Genomic DNA, 15251 nt, shown 5'->3' with positions numbered 1-15251 from the left:
ATATTCCCCGTTATGAACCTGGTGCCGTAATTTGAGTGAGTTTATTGGTATAGTTAAATTCTTGAACTTGAGTACTAAAAGGCACGTTATGATTTGCCAAACACTCCGCCAATGTTTGTTTAGCCGTTAATGCGGTATCAAAATTATCGCTAATTTTTGCCGAACTCGTGCTTAAACAATCTCTTTGTAAAGTTTCAATAGAGGTAGATGCATAGGCTGGCAAAAAAGCAGTTGTAATCACTCGAATACGTTGCGTAGACAACATGCTTTTAGGAAGTTGCGTACCTTCCGAGGTATTTGTTCCTCGTGGTAAATTTGAGCCTGGAATATCGCTAGCAGCATCTGTTGGAACACTTACAGCAACTTGGGTAACCACTGCTTGACGATTACTTCCATAGTCAGTTGTTAAATTGCAGAAACCCGCCACGCCGCCATCTTCAACGACTGCATTATTAGCGCTTCCTGCTCGAAGTAAACTTGCACCTCTGGTCTGAGCAAAATTTGTTGCTGTAGAAACAGGCTTATAACAAAAGTTGTATTCCGCTCCAGGATTACTTTCATGCTCTTTAAGCGCGGCACCAATCACATTAGTAATATTAGTTAGGGTGGTAGGATTCATCTGCACAATGAGTTCTAAAGGAGTGTCAGATGACTGAAAATTTAATTGGCTAACTTGGCTATTGGTAGCAACTTTTAAAGAAACAATAGCCACTCTTATTGCTAAAACGCCTACAGAAATAACAATCAATAAAATAATAAGCACAACAATAAGGGTTGCCCCTTTTTCCTTAGATCTACTCTTATGAATTAAATGGGTCATAGACTTTCTCCCATCGCGTTGCGTAGAGCAATTGTTAAGTTATAAGTGCGGCGTAAGAATCGAGTTGTATTATCAGAAGCATGCACGGTTTGATCTAACATAAAAAAAGATTGCTCAGGATCTATTGCTTTGCTTTGGGCATTATTAGTAGAGCGCGCTAATACAGATATTTGTATTGAAAGAATTCGTGGCGGCATCACAGATGGTGTGGCATCTCGGGCAGCCTGTGCAGCAGCGCGATATTGGGGAATGGTATAATAAGCAAAATTGCCAGCCGCATTTTTTGCACCAAACAGCACATGGAAATGATCAATACGCGGCAATACAATTTGACCAGCGTCGCCTAACCCAGCAACAGTGGTCGGTTGAGCTGTGGCTACAGCAGAGGGAGTATTTGCATCACATGCAAGTGCATAATCTTGCTGGGAACTACCATTGCTATCCAGACGTAAAAAATAACGCTCTACAATTAAATCACCTGCAAGTACATTTACACCTTCACAATTGGTCATATTCGTAGGTGCAATAAATTGGATAGTCAGCTGATCACTTTGCACAGCAGCATTTGAACTGTTCTGTATATTTGAAAGACCCTTCCAGTGATTACTCACAGTACTCACCGTATCCCCTGCACCACGACTAAGTAATGTGTCAGCAATATAGGTATTTGTTCCAACGTTAGGGACAAAATTAACATTGTTGTTATTGGTTGCAGTTGAACCAGTTAATACAACACCGCCCCAAGGGGTTGTATCAGTTAATATTGGGTTGATTACATTTCCATAATTTAGAAGCCGTATATCACGGGCAATATATTCCAAACCAAAAATACCGCTATCTTGTATTTCAGCATTTGCTTTTTGTAGACGGCTTGATAGAAGTCCACCAATAAATAATTGAGTCGCCGCGGCTACCAAAATTAGACCTAAAGCCAATGCAACCATCAGCTCAATTAATGTAAAGCCTCGTTGTTTCAATAATACAAATGAGTGAGCCATTAATATGCCTCCATCATTAAACAGTTCGAATTATTGACATAAACGCCATTTGTACTCATACAGCTCGACACATCCGCGCTCGTGACTCCCTCATTTGTTGTAATTACTGGAGCGGTTTTTCCCCAAAAAACAAACAAACATTGCCTCTGCTGGGCCATTGTGCTTGTAACCCCTGGGCAATTTGTCATGGTAATTTTCATGCCAAGTTGATCAGCATTTCTTGCTGCTTGATATGCATCAAATTGGGCAAGCTGAGAAGGTGTACAAGCCGCATTGAAACACAATGTAGGAGCTGCGGTGGTAGATGAATAATTGCTATAACTACGGACAAATGCGGGATACTGACTAGCTTGAGAACTATTTACGCGAATGTTTTCTGCTAATCCTCTCATGATCATAATCGCTTGAGATTTGCTTAATGCCTCTGAAGAAGCATCCATAGCACGGACTTGCAAGGCAACATATCCTAAAACCCCTATCGCAATTAAAATTAGGGCAACCAACACTTCTAATAAACCCACCCCAACTTGAGCTTTTTGTTTAGAGCCCTGCATTAACATGTCTCCTCAGCTTTAAAAATTAATGTGCCAAGCTTTGTTAAAATAAGAATTTTCTTTTTATTTATTTTTGAATTACAAATAGATAAAAGTGTGTCTTGGGTGATGTTGGTTATCACCCCATTCGCATTAAAAGTTAAAGTCGTCGCTGTTAACGAACTCTGCGTACCATCAGCAGCGATATTTTTAAGCTCAAGACTGTTATTGGAATCAGCTTTCCAATTCAAGGAAGTGGGAGTATTTAAAGCTGTTGAATTCAGATTAATAGAAACGTCTTGTCGACCAAGTATGGCTTGGCTCTTTGCTTCCGATAAAGTATTGATTAGATCTCGTTGGTTTCCATCTAGTCGCTTACTTTCTAATAAATTCGACATAGATGGCGCGGCCATCATCGCGATAATAGCCATGACCGCAATCGTCACCATAAGCTCAACCAAGGTGAACCCGTCTTGCGGAATAATTCCCCTCATCCCCACACCCCAAATAAACTTTAAAATTTTTTATTTATTAATTAAATTTTACGTCTTATGTTTACAAAACAAATACAAAACAGATAAAGGGTATAAAAAAACAGATAACTGTCATATCAACAATTATCTGTTTAAATTTTTAAAATCAGTATGTTAAATGCATCACACTTTACGCTTGAGTCACATGAATACGTAATTCCTTAGGAAGACTAAAGGTTATGTTCTCTTCACGCCCATCTAATTCTTTCGGTGCTTGAGCACCCCAATCTTGTAAACGTTGAATCACTTGTTTAATCAAAATTTCTGGCGCAGAGGCACCAGCAGTAACACCAATTTTACATGTCTCATTGAACCATGACTGCTCTAACTGATCAGCATTATCTACAAGGTAAGCGGCTTTACCCATACGCTCTGCAAGCTCACGTAATCGATTTGAGTTTGATGAGTTAGGTGAACCTACAACTAAAACCACATCACACTTTTCAGCTAAATCACGCACAGCATCTTGTCTGTTTTGAGTTGCGTAGCAAATATCATCTTTACGCGGACCCTGAATATGTGGAAATTTTGCACGCAAAGCATCAATAACTTTAGCTGTATCATCAATAGATAACGTCGTTTGAGTCACAAATGCAAGTTTTTCAGGATGTCGAACGGTAAGTGCAGCGACATCTTCTTCATCTTCAACCAGATAAATATCACCGCCTTTTAATTTGTCATATTGCCCCATTGTGCCTTCGACTTCTGGGTGCCCTTCATGACCAATTAAAATAGCTTCAGTACCTTCACGCGCATATTTAGTCACTTCAATATGAACTTTAGTCACTAAAGGACAAGTCGCATCGAAAACTTTTAAGCCTCGGCGTTCAGCTTCTTGTTGAACTGCTTTTGAAACACCGTGCGCACTAAAAATTACAATTGAGTCATCTGGAACCTGATCTAGTTCATCAACAAAAACGGCCCCTCTTTGACGCAAGTCATCTACCACAAATTTATTGTGTACAACTTCATGACGTACATAAATAGGAGGATTGAAACATTCTAAAGCCCGATTGACGATTGCTATGGCTCGATCAACACCGGCACAAAAACCACGCGGATTAGCTAACACAATTTCCATAACAGCCTCAAAATTAATAAAACAGGGGAATTTCTCTTGAATATTTGCAATTAAAACTATTCAGTTTAAACGCACGGTACACTACAATAGCGAAGATATTTTATCATATCAGGAAAAATATCATGTCGGGTCTATTGTTTGTCGTTTCTGCTGCATCAGGAACGGGCAAAACATCTTTGGTGAAAGCCCTGCTTGACCGTGTGAGCAATTTACATGTTTCAGTCTCACATACAACCCGAGGTCAACGTCCCGGTGAGTTAGATGGTGTTCACTATCACTTCACTACAAAAGATGAATTTCTAGACCAAGTCAACCATGATGGATTTATCGAATACGCTGAAGTATTTGGTAACTACTATGGCACTTCTCAAGCTACGGTAAAACAACAGCTAGCTCAAGGACACGATGTCTTACTTGAAATTGATTGGCAAGGTGCAGAACAAGTACGCAAACTTTTCCCTGAATCCAAGCAAATATTTATTTTACCGCCTACTCAATTTGATTTACGTCAGCGTTTATCTAATCGCGGCACGGACTCAGTTGAAGTCATTGAGCATCGTTTAAGCTGTGCAGTAGAAGATATGCAGCACTACACGAACTTTGATTACATCATTATTAATGATGATTTTAATAAAGCCTTACATGAGCTTGAAGCTGTGATTACAGCGAACCGTTTGGTGCTATCTCAGCAAGCAAAACGTCATCAAACTTTAATTCAGGACTTGATTACTCCTCAACCAAAACAGGAATAACTTGAGTCTAGATCGAAAGCCTTTTATACTATTTAGTCTGTTCAAATTCACCATTCCAAAACGAGAACTTTTATGGCACGCGTCACCGTTGAAGATTGTTTAGATCATGTAGACAACCGTTTTGAGCTTGTGCTCGTTGCAAGTAAACGTGCTCGTCAATTGGCACGTCAAGGCATGGAGCCAACTGTAGAATGGGATAACGACAAACCGACTGTAGTTTCTTTGCGCGAAATCGCGGCAGGGCACGTTACGAAAGAAATTCTTAAACAACGTGAGCAAGATTACCAAACTTCTAGTCTTGATCTTGCCCTTTCTACAAACAGCTTGAATTTAGAAGGTTTTTCTTTCTAATTCACCCTGTTTCATAAAAAAACCATCGTTTTTCTGCGATGGTTTTTTATTTGGCTTTGTTCCATATTTAAACATATTGAGAAAAGCAATTATTTTCATTGAAAAAAAAATACACTTTTTCAAATGAAAAAATTGACAAGTTCCGCAATATGCTTTTCATTAAGAAGCAGATAGATTTAGTTTTTCAGCAATAGGAAAAAGGGTGATTTATGCCAGGCGAAGAGGTCAGCCAAGCCAAGCAACAGCTCAAATTAATTATCGACCCTTACTTATCGGTAAGTGAAGTCGAAAAAGTGCTTGCTGCCTGCGATTTTGCCGATCTAGCGCACACTGGCATTACACGTAAAAGTGGCGAACCCTATATTCTGCATCCGATTGCTGTAAGCTGTATTCTTGCAAACATGCGTTTAGATGCTGAAACTTTAATGGCAGCACTTTTGCATGATGTTATTGAAGATACTCAATATACAAAAGAAGATATTATTGAGAAGTTTGGCCTAACAGTTGCAGAGCTAGTCGATGGTGTAACCAAACTTAGCCAATCAAGCGATAAAGAATATAACAAGGCAGCTTCATTCCGAAAAATCTTGCAAGCAACCTTACAAGATCCACGCGTCATCATTATTAAATTAGCAGATCGCTATCATAATATGACCACTCTAGGTGCTTTACGTCCAGATAAACGTGCCCGCATCGCTCAAGAAACTTTTGATATATTTGTACCGATGGCAAGATTAGTCGGCATGAATGAAATGGGCGATAATCTAGAGAATCTCTGTTATCAAAACCTTGACCTTGATATGTTTGATAACGTTCAAAATGCTTTACTTCAAACAAAGCCCGAACGTTGTAAATATCAAAGTATCTGGGAACAAAACCTCGCTGAACTTCTGCATAATTATCATATTCAAGGCCGTATTAAAAAGAAAAATAACAATATCGAATTATTACGCCATTTCGTTAAAAACGAGATGGATCTCCAAGAGCTTACCCATAGTCATGCTTTTGAAATTGTTCTACAAAGCATTGCCGACTGTGACCGCTTAGAAGAAGCATTAAGAGAAAATTTTCAGGTTATCCAATACCAAGACCATATTCGTCGCCCACTACCCGGCGGTAATCAGTCTTTGTTGATTAAGCTTAAAGGCGAAAAAACAACACTATCTCTTACCATTCAAACTGAGCTCATGCGTAAAGCTGCCCGTTTTGGGGTAGTTTTAGGTGAAAATGCGCCGCAAACTTGCCGCTCCGCCATTCAGGCTTCAATGCAGAACTTAAATACATTGATTGACGGCGAATGTGCTAAAACAACTTTTAATGATTTGCTTGATTATCTACATCAAGAAAAAATCTGGGTATATACGCCACATGGTCAACTGCATGAGCTACCGCAAGGCGCTACCGTAGTTGATTTTGCTTATTCAGCAAGCTTATTTTTAGGTAACCATGCGGTTGGTGCAAAAGTCGATGGAGAGATTAAACCACTCTCTACACCATTAGTTAGCGGTCAGGTTATCGAGATTATTACGGATGTTTTAGCGACACCAAACCCAGACTGGCTAAGCTTTATTAATACGCAAAAAGCGCGTCGTGCATTACAGCATGTGCTTAAAGATCAAGATATCGAAGAGCAACGTCTTGTTGGTGCACAAGCACTTTCTCGTGCACTAAAACTTTTTAATCGTTCAATCAATGATCTTTCTGAAGCTGACTGGTTAGATCTATTGCAATGGCGCCATATCGATAATAAAAATACATTGTTTGAACAAATTGCGGTTGGCGATTTACTACCTCAACTTGTAGCAAACCACCTGTTTGCTCATGATAAACATCCGCAAGTAGAAAACTCAGATCGACTTATTCAAAGTACTGAAGGGGTCGACGTTAAATATGCACACTGTTGCAATCCAATTTTAGGCGATCCAATCCAAGGACATTTAACGCGTCGCGGGTTAATTGTGCATCGCATTCGCTGTCATAACTTACTACATGAACAACATCTACACCCTGAAAATATTATGCCGCTTCAATGGAAAGCAGATGATGTAGATGATGTTCGTTTTACGGCATACCTTGCTATTTATATGGCGATGAATGATGAACAAGTATCAGACCTGATCTACCAATGTCGTAAAAACAACGCTGGGGTAGAAATGGTTCACTCAAATGAGCAAAGAACTTTTGTGAATATTGTAGTGAATAACCGTAAACATATTGCAAAAGTCATTCGTGATTTACGCATGCACTATGGTTTCCCACGGATTGAACGTTTAGACGCTCCTGCTCCGCAAATGGAAATTTCAAAAGTAAGCTAAATTTCTATAGAGACGGTTGACTAGATTTATGTTTCCTTAACAAAATCTAACTTTCCAAATTCACTTAATCAATTAAATCGATGATACTTTTGTCCAAAGCTATCATCGATTATGATGGAAATAGATTTAATCAAGGAGAACCAAATGTCCCGCCAAGTCATTCATACTGAAAATGCCCCTGCTGCTATCGGCACATACTCTCAAGCTATTTTAGTAGACAATACGCTATATCTTTCAGGGCAAATTGGTTTAGACCCATACAGTATGGAACTTGTAGAAGGTATCGAAGCTCAAATTCGCCGTGTATTTGATAATTTAAAAGCAGTTTGTGAAGTTGCTGGTGGTTCACTTGCAGATATTGCTAAGCTCAATATTTTTTTAACTGATCTATCAAATTTCCAACTCGTAAACCAAATTATGGGTGAATATTTTGCTCAGCCCTACCCTGCACGTGCAGCTCTTGGTGTAGCAAGCTTGCCAAAAGGCGCATTAGTAGAAATGGACGGAATTGTAATTATTAATCAATAAGATAGAAAAATTAAAATATCTAAATTTCACTATTTAATTTTTAAAACACGGACCACCTTTGTATAAAAATCTAAATTCTTCTTAGATTTCCGCTTAGGTGGTATTTTTTTATCCAAAATCCCAATAATGATAAATGAGATTTTAAATGAATTTCATTGACAAACGATAATAATTATCAATAATATCAATTATCGCATTTATATTTGGGGATCACTCCCATGTACGTTTGCTTGTGTCGTGGCATTACCGATCAGGATATTAAAGACGCTATTGAAAATGGCGCTGAAAGCTATCGTGAAATTCGCGATTTGCTTGATCTTGGTACATGCTGTGGACGCTGTGCACCAGAAGCTCGCGCTATCATTAGCGAAGAATTAGCAGAAATCGCTGCTCGCATTTCTGTGGCTGCATAATAAAAATTAGTATTAACAAAATTTATTGACTCCTCCACCGCTTTTTGCGGAACCTTTATAGTTCCTCATTCAAGCGGTTTTTTTTGACTTGAAAACCTCCTTTTTAATATTGTGTTGTTTTTGATTGCGATTTTCATTTGCTGTTCCATAAATTACTCGCCATCTCCATGATTGTTCACTAAAATGGATTTATAGATTGCCTTAATTAAGTTTGAGGCAGAAATTGTTTTGGAGTAGCTACAATGAAAGGCAATCGTGATGTCATTAATCAGCTCAATCAAGTGCTGTATCATCATTTAACTGCAATTAATCAATACTTTTTACATTCGCGCATGTTTAATGACTGGGGAATTGAGCAGCTTGGCTCTGCTGAATATAAAGAATCAATTCGTCAAATGAAACATGCAGATAAAATCATTGAACGTATTTTATTTTTAGAAGGACTACCTAACCTTCAACATTTAGGTAAGCTTTATATTGGTCAACACACAGAAGAAGTTCTGCATTGTGACATTCGTAAAGTAAAAGAAAATATAGAAGCAATTCAAAAAGCAGTTGCTTTAGCTGAAACAGAGCAAGATTATGTCACTCGTGACCTTGTTCAAGAAATTCTAGAAAAAGAAGAAGAATACTGGGACTGGCTAGAAACTCAAATTGATCTTATTGGCAATGTTGGTATTGAAAATTATATCCAAAGCCAAATGTAATTTCTCATAAAAAAATCCCCTTATACTTAAGGGGATTTTTTATTACTTCTCTTTTAGTAATTCTGATAGCGTTATTTTCTGTTTATAGAGATGCTGCAAAATAAATATCTGCTGTTGTGCCTGCTCTAGTTTCCCATTGTAAGCCAACAATTTTGCGTATTTACGTAAGTTGTATGGAGTTGCTTTATTCTTTACTAGATTTCCCCATTCAACTAAATCATTCTCAGATAAGGTAGTTCTAGGATTAAGCTCAATCCAACGTAAACGCTGCTCAAACTGTGTTAAAACAAAAATTTTATCACTTCCCATAAATTCAGCATTTGGACGCTTATTATTAAAAAGCAAATTACTATTCAGAACATAGACATTGTAATCACGTAGAATTGCAATAATAAGCAGCAAGCCTACAACCCATGTTAAACGAAAAAGATGTTTACTGAGGACAATTCCTTTAAGCACAGGAGTCTGAGCTTGCACTATACCAAGCAGGAATCCACAGGTAAGCAAGAAATAAGCGTAGCGCTGGGGAAACTCAAACATAGCATGAATAAGCACTGCGCATACCATCATAATCGCTATAATTGAGATAGTATTTTTAGCCTGTTGATTTAGCCAAAGAAACCAAAAAATAAAGTAAGTAATGATTACAGCGCCTAATGGGATACCATTCCAGATGATGATATCCAGTAGCACATTATGAGCACTATTAAACCATACATGCACTGTCCCATATTGGATACTATCAACCACAGCAACACTAGTTTGACTCCATCCATACCCTAACCATGGCTGCTGAGCTATAGCATGTAATATTTGTATCCACATCCCTATACGCTCATGCCCCGACCCCGCGCGCGCGACAAACGAACTTGTTTCAGTAATTTCTGTATTTGTAGAGAATTCAATAAATTGAGTGATATAAGGTAAGATTAGCCCCGCAATTAGAAAAAAAGCTAAGCACCATAAGAAGCCTTGAGTAAATCCAAATCTTTTTTGCTTTTTAAATTGCTTAATCACCCAGTAGATGAATAGGAATGGAAAAACGATCCATGAAGTTCGAGACTGACTCAATGCAATGGTAAATAAAATAATCAATGCTGAAGGCAATAACAACCAAAGTGTTACTTTATTCTTTTCATATAAATATAAACAACCTAACAGCCCAATAATTAAGAATGTTGCCATGTTGTTGGGTTGACCAAAATTTCCGTAAGGACGGTTACCGATCAAATGAAGGGTGTAAATTAAATGTGATTCAATATTTAGCCACTGGAAAATTGCTATAAAACTAGTTAATAGCGATGTAATAATTACTAATAAGCTAAAACCTGAAAAAATTTGATCTCTCTTTTTTTGATCTAAAGATAGGTTGTAGCCAGCCAAGACCATAAACCAAAAACCTAATAAGTAAAATGTACTTAATAAAGCCGTACTTAAATCAAAAACCAGGCCAAAGCCCCACTGGACAATAGGAATTAAAGTAAATGGAAGCAACAATATCTGTGCTCTAGGAATTTTAATATTTTGTTGAATTAGGGCAGCTAATACGCATAACCCAGCCCCGAAAGTACTGACTTCACTTGAGAACATGACCCAAGGGCTGTAATGAAATGGAGACAACCATGCAAAACCTAACAGGATTGCAGCGAGAAATAGGAAGAATACTTGCATAGTGAGAGGTGAGAGACCAAAACTTGTGGGAATTATACATGGAAGAGAGGGGGAAGGATTCGCTTCTATTTATATCTTTCCGTTCTATTTAGACACTTGTTCATATGACAGTAAAGTTAAATAATTTTTATCATTGGATTTAATTTTTTACTATTGTATTTATTTTATAAAACTTCAATACATACAATTTGGATTAGCACTTAAGTTCTAAAAAATACAAAAGAAAATATCTAATAATCAATAAAAAAGCATTCAATTGAAAGTGCATTTTTTCTTAAAACGCAACTTATGACGCAGCACTTAATAATGTAACAACACTACATGACTTCGCAGCATATTTTCCATCAATAGTTGTTTCACAAGCCCATGTACCATCTTCTGCATCATGTAATTGAACTTTTTTACCTTTGATACCTGATTTACCAGTATCGCATTGTAGTAATGCCTTAAATACTTTCCATCCAAATTTTCCAGAGAACTTTAAAATATAAAAATCATTTTTCATATAAGAATATAATTTTATATTGGTTATATTTAACCAATATAAAATTTAAAATAATTAACTAAAATTCAATTATTATCTAGAGCCATTTTTAAAATTTTAAATCTACTATCGCTATAATCTGAGCCGTATCAATATTCATTAATACAACCATATTTTGTGTTGTAGCTCGTAAAGGAAGCCACCCTTGAACGTTGGGGTATTTCAAAAGTAAATCATCAATTTTTTGCTTTTGGTTTTTTTTATATAATTCATTCATACTATGAATATTTTTTTTGATATTTACATATTCATCTTTAAGTAAAATATATTTTTCAGGTTGTTGAATAAATGAAATAGCTTTAACCTTTTCTTTATTTGCATTTATTTCATTAAGATTCATTGTTTTGACCGCAGCAATTTCAGGTCCAAACATAGGTATTTTCTGAAACTTAAGTAGAGCCTTCCCCATATCATCCTTAATAATTTCAACTCTTTGAACCAAATCAATATTACCTTGATTATATACAAGCCAAACAGGTCTACCTTGTGATAAGTTATAAAACCCAAATAAAAATGCGACAATTTGGAAAAAAATTATCACTGACAAATCAAATCTCAATGTTTTTTTTTCAACTTTATAAATAATAAAACATAAGATCGGCCCAATAATTAAATCTATTATCACTATCATTATTACAATATTAGTAACACCTAAAGCCTGAGCTAATGGATATGGATACCACACCTTAAAAACCCAAAAAAGTAATAATAGAGCACTAAATAAAGAACAAGAAAAATGAACCAAAAAAAATTTTAATCGACTAGACATATAAACCTTAAATATTTCATAATTTAAAATTGACGCTCTAAAAACAAAACCAGCCTAATAGCTGGTTTTGTTTATTTCTAGTTCCAAATTATGGACAAGATGCTGGACGATATTTTGTTAAAACAGTCGTAGAACAAGACCATGTACCATCAACCGCACGCGTCCAAGTTAAAGTGTTTTGGCCTGCTGTCTGTAAATCACCCGCTGCTCCGTTACCAAATGTAGCAACAATTGTGTTAGCTGCTGCAGTAACTAATGGTGAAGTAACCTGCGCTACACCTGTACCTGCAGCAACTGCTGTAGAACCATCCTGTTTAGCACCAGTCTGAAGGTTAGAACCAGTTGCATCTAATTGGCACTCATTACCAGCCTGACCAAGTGTTAACTTTCCATTCAACAAACAGTTATCAACTGCTGTTTTCATGTTACCTGCTTCACCCATAACACGTGTTACTTGTGAACGTGCAATATAATTTTGATAAGAAGGAATCGCGATTGCTGCCAAAATACCAATAATGGCAACTACGATCATGAGTTCAATTAATGTAAAACCTTTTTGTGCATTCATAGCCTTTTCCCCAAAGATTGTATGTATGTTTTTATATAAGCTTTTTCAGCTATCAACTACATTGCAGCATCCATGCCAACTTTTATTTTAATTAAAAAACAGTTACTTATATTAAATTAAATTATTCTTAAATATTAAATAGGTGTAAGTAATTGACAAAAAATGTCATATAACTTTTTATAAAAACACTTCACGAATTAAAAAAAATAAAATACACAATTCAAAGTTTATATTTATTTATGTGAACAAAATCTCTTTAAAAATAAATAAGTAGGTGACATTTTTTGTCAGTCACCTTTAAAAGTAAAATTATGAAAAATTAGCTAATATAGGAATGTTACAAGGTAGTTTAATTCAGAATAATCGGAGCATTCCCTAATTCATTGGATTGATCAGGCATGTTTTCGTCATAAAACCGTGACATCACCTCTCCAATTTGTTGTATGCCCATTACTACAGCTTGTTGGTATTGCTTTTGCTTCAGCTTTTGTACTATTGCTTCACAAATCTGCTGCCAGACCTGATCATTGGTCGCATTTCTAATACCACGGTCAAATATAATTTCTACTGTTCGTTCACATAAATTTAGGTATAACAATACGCCACTATTTAAGGCGGTATCCCAAACACCTAATTCTGCAAATAATTGCTGTGCTCTTAAACGAGTATTTTGTCTGTAGGCTTGTGACACTGGAATATGGCCTTCAATTACAACCTGTATTTCTCCAACATGCCCATGTTCTGCTTGTTGTACAGCATCAGCAATAGCTTGCTTATCTTGTTTTGAAAAATAACGACTACTGGCAGGTAAATAGCATAGATGTTTAAACCAACGTTTTATGCTTGGCTCTACAGATTCCTCAATTTTTGGTTGAGTAATAATTTGTGTTGTTTCTGATGTTGTTACCATGAGCCTGAAGCACCTCCACCGCCAAAACGACCTCCGCCGCCACCATAGCCTCCGCCACCTCCGCCGAAGCCTCCTCCACGTCCACCACCAGAACCACTTAAAATGGCCTGTAAAATAAATTGGGCAATTGATGTAATAAGTAAAAAGAAGATACCAAAACCAAGTAGTAAGCTAGTGACTAGCCCTGCCCCATTTACGAATCCTGCTACCGCAGCAGCAACTCCTGCTGTAGATGCACTAAGCGGACGACCAACAATAAACGAACCCACAATTCCAGCAACAAGAATAAATAAAGCCATTGTCAGTGTTGTCTGTTTGGCTTGTTGTTCTTCAGCAGCTTGATGTTGGTGCTCTTTCAAATCTTGAGCAGCTTGCTGAGCTACTTCTGGGTCAAGGTTTAAAATTCTTCCAATTTCATCCAGACCTGCATTTAAACCTTGCGCATATTGGGCTTGTTTAAAATAAGGTGTAATTTGGTTTCGAATAATCCGACTTGCCACAATATCCGGCAACACACCTTCTAAACCATAGCCGGTTAAAATTTGCATACGGCGATCATTTACAGCAACTGCAATGAGTAATCCATTGTCACGTTTAGATGATCCCAATTGCCACTTTTCGCCAACACGTAACGCATAATCAAAGATATCTTCTTGACCAGTTGTGGGAACAATAACGATACCAATCTGCGCTTTGCCTTGTTGATATAAACTTAGAATTTTTTGATTAAGTTGCTCCTTCTCAGCCTCGCTTAAGATATTGGCTTGATCAATCACAGGCTGGTTTAAAGTTGGCAAACCACGAATTGATTCACCATCAGCCATATCATTCGCAACTTGGACTTGAGGAGCAGGACTTGAAGCAGCTTGCCCCTCTAGTTTAGTTGCAGCAGCTTGAGTTTGTTGCTTTTGAATAATTTTGCCAGCAACTATTGCATCAGCCTCATCGGTAGCAGTTGCAATATTAGTTTCACTCCATGCCGTATTCTGAAAAAGAACACCACAACAGAGCAAAATTAAGGTCGAGATAAAGACCTTAATTTGCTTTGATTGAAGCAATAGAGTATTTCTCATACGGCACTCCTTTGATTTATAAAATTAATCAAAAGAAACTTTTGGAGCCTGTTGTGCAGATGCTTCTGCAGAGAAATTGGCTTTTGGATGCATACCAATTACTTTTGCTGTTACTGCCTGAGGGAACTGACGCACATATGAGTTATAGTCTTGTACTGTTGTAATATAACGATTACGCGCAACAGCAATACGGTTTTCAGTACCTTCAAGCTGAACTTGTAGTTCTTGGAATTGAGTATTGGCTTTCAAATCTGGGTAATTTTCCGAAACAGCAATGAGTCGAGATAACGCCCCTGTTAATTGACTTTGAGCCTGTTGATATTTTTCAAGTAAAGCTGGGTCTTCTAAAACTTCTTTATCAACTTTTAAACCTGCCACATTAGAACGTGCCTGTGTCACTTCAGTTAATACTTGCTCTTCGTGCTTAGCATAACCCTTAACTACGTTCACAAGATTTGGTACCAAATCTGAACGACGTTGATATTGGTTTTGCACTTCAGACCACGCTGCTGTTACAGCCTCATCTTTTACTTGTAGAGTGTTATAGCCACATCCCGAAAACAGTAAGGTACTGGCAAGTGTTGTTGCGATCGCAAATTGTTTCAACGTTTTCATCGTCACATTATCCTCAAGTTTTTCTTTATATTTTTAACCTCTTTACCTGATTGTATGATGAATTAGGCAT

At 37.1% G+C, this 15251-nt stretch carries 18 protein-coding genes and 2 pseudogenes; 7 read left to right on the top strand and 13 right to left on the bottom strand.

What is annotated here, in order from left to right; genetic code table 11:
- Nucleotides 1-10 precede the first annotated feature (10 nt).
- The 5 genes from AAC388_RS01630 to ispH form a co-directional block, all read right to left on the bottom strand.
- Entirely contained in the window at nucleotides 11-820 is an 810-nt protein-coding gene (locus AAC388_RS01630) for a PilX N-terminal domain-containing pilus assembly protein (RefSeq protein ID WP_005067126.1), read from the bottom strand.
- On the bottom strand, nucleotides 817-1818 hold the full coding sequence (locus tag AAC388_RS01625; protein ID WP_276123969.1) for a PilW family protein: 1002 nt from the start codon (nucleotides 1816-1818) through the stop codon (nucleotides 817-819). Before AAC388_RS01625 ends, AAC388_RS01630 begins: the two co-directional genes overlap by 4 nt.
- Complete coding sequence (gene pilV, locus AAC388_RS01620; protein WP_078219781.1) at nucleotides 1818-2378, bottom strand: type IV pilus modification protein PilV; 561 nt, start codon at nucleotides 2376-2378, stop codon at nucleotides 1818-1820. Before pilV ends, AAC388_RS01625 begins: the two co-directional genes overlap by 1 nt.
- Nucleotides 2372-2845, bottom strand: a complete 474-nt coding sequence (locus tag AAC388_RS01615; RefSeq protein WP_005067119.1) for a GspH/FimT family pseudopilin — start codon at nucleotides 2843-2845, stop codon at nucleotides 2372-2374. The genes pilV and AAC388_RS01615 overlap by 7 nt, the downstream gene beginning before the upstream one ends.
- Nucleotides 2846-3014: 169 nt before the next feature.
- On the bottom strand, nucleotides 3015-3965 hold the full coding sequence (gene ispH / locus AAC388_RS01610) for a 4-hydroxy-3-methylbut-2-enyl diphosphate reductase (RefSeq protein WP_002116992.1): 951 nt from the start codon (nucleotides 3963-3965) through the stop codon (nucleotides 3015-3017).
- A 122-nt stretch (nucleotides 3966-4087) separates the two neighbouring features.
- Between ispH and gmk the strand changes: the two genes are divergently transcribed.
- From gmk to AAC388_RS01585, 5 genes and pseudogenes are all read left to right on the top strand, one after another.
- Complete coding sequence (gene gmk, locus AAC388_RS01605) at nucleotides 4088-4717, top strand: guanylate kinase (protein WP_002116973.1); 630 nt, start codon at nucleotides 4088-4090, stop codon at nucleotides 4715-4717.
- A 72-nt stretch (nucleotides 4718-4789) separates the two neighbouring features.
- Entirely contained in the window at nucleotides 4790-5068 is a 279-nt protein-coding gene (rpoZ, locus tag AAC388_RS01600; RefSeq protein ID WP_002116990.1) for a DNA-directed RNA polymerase subunit omega, read from the top strand.
- A gap of 38 nt (nucleotides 5069-5106) precedes the next feature.
- Nucleotides 5107-5262: pseudogene (locus AAC388_RS01595) on the top strand (hypothetical protein).
- 15 nt (nucleotides 5263-5277) lie between these two features.
- The gene (locus AAC388_RS01590) at nucleotides 5278-7383 is read left to right on the top strand and encodes an HD domain-containing protein (RefSeq protein ID WP_002116807.1); all 2106 of its coding nucleotides are present in this window, start codon (nucleotides 5278-5280) and stop codon (nucleotides 7381-7383) included.
- Nucleotides 7384-7527: 144 nt separating this feature from the next.
- Nucleotides 7528-7911, top strand: coding sequence for a RidA family protein (locus AAC388_RS01585; protein WP_342371119.1), 384 nt, complete (start codon nucleotides 7528-7530; stop codon nucleotides 7909-7911).
- Nucleotides 7912-7943: 32 nt separating this feature from the next.
- On the opposite strand, the pseudogene AAC388_RS01580 reads toward AAC388_RS01585, so the two are convergent.
- A pseudogene (locus AAC388_RS01580) lies at nucleotides 7944-8027 on the bottom strand (hypothetical protein); the annotation flags it as partial.
- A 102-nt stretch (nucleotides 8028-8129) separates the two neighbouring features.
- Here AAC388_RS01580 and AAC388_RS01575 point away from each other — a divergent pair.
- Nucleotides 8130-8324 carry a bacterioferritin-associated ferredoxin gene (locus tag AAC388_RS01575; RefSeq protein WP_000289091.1) on the top strand — a complete coding sequence of 65 codons (195 nt, stop codon included), beginning with the start codon at nucleotides 8130-8132 and terminating at the stop codon, nucleotides 8322-8324.
- A gap of 242 nt (nucleotides 8325-8566) precedes the next feature.
- On the top strand, nucleotides 8567-9031 hold the full coding sequence (gene bfr / locus AAC388_RS01570) for a bacterioferritin (RefSeq protein ID WP_044103194.1): 465 nt from the start codon (nucleotides 8567-8569) through the stop codon (nucleotides 9029-9031).
- A 42-nt stretch (nucleotides 9032-9073) separates the two neighbouring features.
- Here bfr and AAC388_RS01565 read toward each other — a convergent pair whose 3' ends face one another.
- The 7 genes from AAC388_RS01565 to AAC388_RS01535 all read right to left on the bottom strand — a co-directional run bounded on the left by AAC388_RS01565 (nucleotide 9074) and on the right by AAC388_RS01535 (nucleotide 15181).
- Nucleotides 9074-10702, bottom strand: a complete 1629-nt coding sequence (locus AAC388_RS01565; protein WP_342371118.1) for a Wzy polymerase domain-containing protein — start codon at nucleotides 10700-10702, stop codon at nucleotides 9074-9076.
- Nucleotides 10703-10988: 286 nt separating this feature from the next.
- Nucleotides 10989-11207, bottom strand: coding sequence for a pilin (locus AAC388_RS01560; RefSeq protein WP_342371117.1), 219 nt, complete (start codon nucleotides 11205-11207; stop codon nucleotides 10989-10991).
- 88 nt (nucleotides 11208-11295) lie between these two features.
- Nucleotides 11296-12015 carry a TfpX/TfpZ family type IV pilin accessory protein gene (tfpZ, locus tag AAC388_RS01555; RefSeq protein ID WP_342371116.1) on the bottom strand — a complete coding sequence of 240 codons (720 nt, stop codon included), beginning with the start codon at nucleotides 12013-12015 and terminating at the stop codon, nucleotides 11296-11298.
- 88 nt (nucleotides 12016-12103) lie between these two features.
- Nucleotides 12104-12583, bottom strand: a complete 480-nt coding sequence (locus tag AAC388_RS01550; protein ID WP_342371115.1) for a pilin — start codon at nucleotides 12581-12583, stop codon at nucleotides 12104-12106.
- A gap of 349 nt (nucleotides 12584-12932) precedes the next feature.
- Entirely contained in the window at nucleotides 12933-13493 is a 561-nt protein-coding gene (locus AAC388_RS01545) for a TPM domain-containing protein (protein WP_262440240.1), read from the bottom strand.
- Nucleotides 13487-14566, bottom strand: coding sequence for a TPM domain-containing protein (locus AAC388_RS01540; RefSeq protein ID WP_342371114.1), 1080 nt, complete (start codon nucleotides 14564-14566; stop codon nucleotides 13487-13489). The genes AAC388_RS01545 and AAC388_RS01540 overlap by 7 nt, the downstream gene beginning before the upstream one ends.
- Nucleotides 14567-14590: 24 nt before the next feature.
- Complete coding sequence (locus tag AAC388_RS01535; RefSeq protein ID WP_002117090.1) at nucleotides 14591-15181, bottom strand: LemA family protein; 591 nt, start codon at nucleotides 15179-15181, stop codon at nucleotides 14591-14593.
- Nucleotides 15182-15251: the final 70 nt, after the last annotated feature.

The organism is Acinetobacter sp. D009 (assembly GCF_038562025.1).
Taxonomy (GTDB): Bacteria; Pseudomonadota; Gammaproteobacteria; order Pseudomonadales; family Moraxellaceae; genus Acinetobacter; species Acinetobacter pittii.
The sequence above is the reverse complement of the archived record's forward strand: the minus strand, read 5'-3'. Positions and strand labels throughout refer to the sequence as shown.